The 2,025-nt window shown below is 64.6% G+C and carries 4 protein-coding genes; all 4 read left to right on the top strand.

Annotation, left to right across the window (positions count from 1 at the left end):
• Nucleotides 1-329, top strand: a 329-nt coding sequence (locus AB1346_02345; GenBank protein MEW6719271.1) for a nitric-oxide reductase, incomplete at its 5' end; no start/stop codon positions are given.
• Between the two features lie 140 nt (nt 330-469).
• Nucleotides 470-1,348 carry a DUF1858 domain-containing protein gene (locus AB1346_02340; protein MEW6719270.1) on the top strand — a complete coding sequence of 293 codons (879 nt, stop codon included), beginning with the start codon at nt 470-472 and terminating at the stop codon, nt 1,346-1,348.
• A gap of 19 nt (nt 1,349-1,367) precedes the next feature.
• Nucleotides 1,368-1,766 (top strand): hypothetical protein, encoded by a 399-nt coding sequence (locus AB1346_02335; GenBank protein ID MEW6719269.1) that lies wholly within the window; start codon nt 1,368-1,370, stop codon nt 1,764-1,766.
• Between the two features lie 13 nt (nt 1,767-1,779).
• On the top strand, nt 1,780-2,025 hold a 246-nt coding region (locus AB1346_02330; protein MEW6719268.1), incomplete at its 3' end, for a cupin domain-containing protein.

Below are 2,025 nucleotides of genomic sequence, written 5' to 3'. Positions count from 1 at the left end.
TCTTCGGGGCCTACGCGCTGCTGAACCTGACCATCTTCTACTTCGCCATGCCGAAGGTGAAGGGGATCGAGGTGTTCGACGACGCGCGCGGAAAGATCGGCTTCTGGACGATGTGCATCGCCATGATGATCATGGGGCTGACCTTCGGCGTCGCGGGGGTGCTGCAGAGCTACATCGAGCGAGTCCTCGACATGGGATACATGACCGCGCAGGGATACATGCGCCTCTGGATGGGCGTCACGATGACCGCCGGCGTGTTCTTCCTCGCCGGGCTGCTCACCACCGTCTGGGACCTGCTCACGGTGCGCCCCGCGAAGGCGCAGGGGTAAGAACGGCCTTTTCCCGCCTTCCCCGAGGGGGGGCCGGCGCGCTTGACTCCCGTCAAGGAACCGGTCCCCCCTCCCGGAGATAATCCTCCTCAGGCGCCGGGAATTCCCCGGAACGGGAAAACGACCTGCGGAGGATACCGATGGATCGCTATACGAAGGGCTTCGTCGTCGCGTCGCTTGTGTACTTTTTCCTTGCCGCCGTCCTGGGCATCTGGATGGGCGGAGCGGGCTACGCCGATTGGGTCCGTTTCACGCACGTCCACTTCAATCTGCTCGGCTGGATGACGATGATGATCTACGGGGTGGGCTACTTCATCCTGCCCCGGTTCAACGGGCGCACGCTGCGCTGGCCGTCCTGGCTGCCGGCCCATTTCTTCATCGCCAACATCGGGCTGATCGGGATGGTCGTCTTCTACCCCGCGCGGCCGTCGGCCGCCTTCGTCCTCTTCTCGGCGCTCTCCGTGATCTCCGCGGCGATGTTCGCGGCGAACATGGCGGCGACGATCCTGCTGGAGCCGGTTCCGGCTGAGGAGGAAGCGGAGGAGCCGGAAAGCGCTCCTTCTCCCGTCGCCGCTACGCCGCCCGCGGTCGTCGACGCCGACATGCGGGTGGGCGAGATCCTTTCCCGGTGGCCGGAGACCGTGGGCGTCTTCGTCGGGAACGGCTTCCGCGGCCTGGGAGACGCCGGTCACCGCGAGCACGTGATGCGGATGGGCATAACCCTGCGGATGGCGTGCAACAACCACGGCGTGGACCCGGCGTACATGGTCTCGACGCTCAATGACGCGATCGCCCCCGCGAAGGCGGCCCCGTCCCCCGCGCCGATCGGTCCGGACCACATCCTCGGCGACATCCTGAAGATCTACCCCGAGACAGAGAAGGTCTTCCGGAAGTATTATGGGGATGGCTGCTTCTCCTGCCCGGGCCAGGCGACGGAATCTGTGAAACAAAGCGCCCTGCTCCACAACGTGAGCGAGAAGCAGCTCCTGGCGGAGCTGAACCGGACCGCGGGACTCTGACGGACATCCGGAGGGATCGATGACCCTGATCGAAGTGATGCAGAAGCTGCTCGAGAAGGAGCGGGGGAAGGTCATCTGCCTCGAGCAGCTTGCATTTTTCGCCTCGGACAAGAACGTCAACAAGCTGCTGGCCTCCATCCGGCACGCCGCGGCGGTTTCCTGCGAGGGGCTGCACAGCTGGATCATGCAACGGGGAGGTACGACCACGAACGAGGTAGCCGACCTTCTGGACAAGGTGATGGACCTCCCCTCCTGGCAGGCGCAGTTCGAATGCCTGATGCAGGAGGAGCAGGAGATGGTCCGGATGATCGAGGGACTCGCCGACGAGAATTTGAGCCCCGATGAAATCGTGTTCCTTCGCAATCAGAAGAGCCTGCACCTCGAGAATATCCAGAAATACCGGGCGCTGCTCGGATAAAGGGGAAAAGGCGATGCACGTCGCGCACTGGGAAGCGGTAGAGGGGAAGGCGGTCACGGAAGCGGGGGCGGAAGGCGTCACGATCCGGGTATTGATGGGCGACAACGTGGGGGCGCCGAACTTCACGGCGCGCCACTTCGAGCTGGCTCCCGGCGGGCACACGCCGTTCCACGCCCACCCGTGGGAGCACGAGGTCTTCGTCCTCTCGGGGAAGGGAACGGTGAAGCGCGTGGACGGCGAGACCGAGGTAGGTCCGGGC

It is taken from the genome of Thermodesulfobacteriota bacterium, from assembly GCA_040758155.1.
In the GTDB taxonomy this organism is placed as follows: domain Bacteria; phylum Desulfobacterota; class Deferrimicrobia; order Deferrimicrobiales; family Deferrimicrobiaceae; genus UBA2219.
Note: the sequence above shows the minus strand (reverse complement) of the source record. Positions and strands in the feature narration are given on the sequence as shown.

What these genes read in the sequence shown, in the direction of transcription:
- AB1346_02340 (MEW6719270.1), top strand. Translation starts at nt 470, where the DNA reads ATGGATCGCTATACGAAGGGCTTCGTCGTCGCGTCGCTTGTGTACTTT.
- AB1346_02335 (MEW6719269.1), top strand. Translation starts at nt 1,368, where the DNA reads ATGACCCTGATCGAAGTGATGCAGAAGCTGCTCGAGAAGGAGCGGGGG.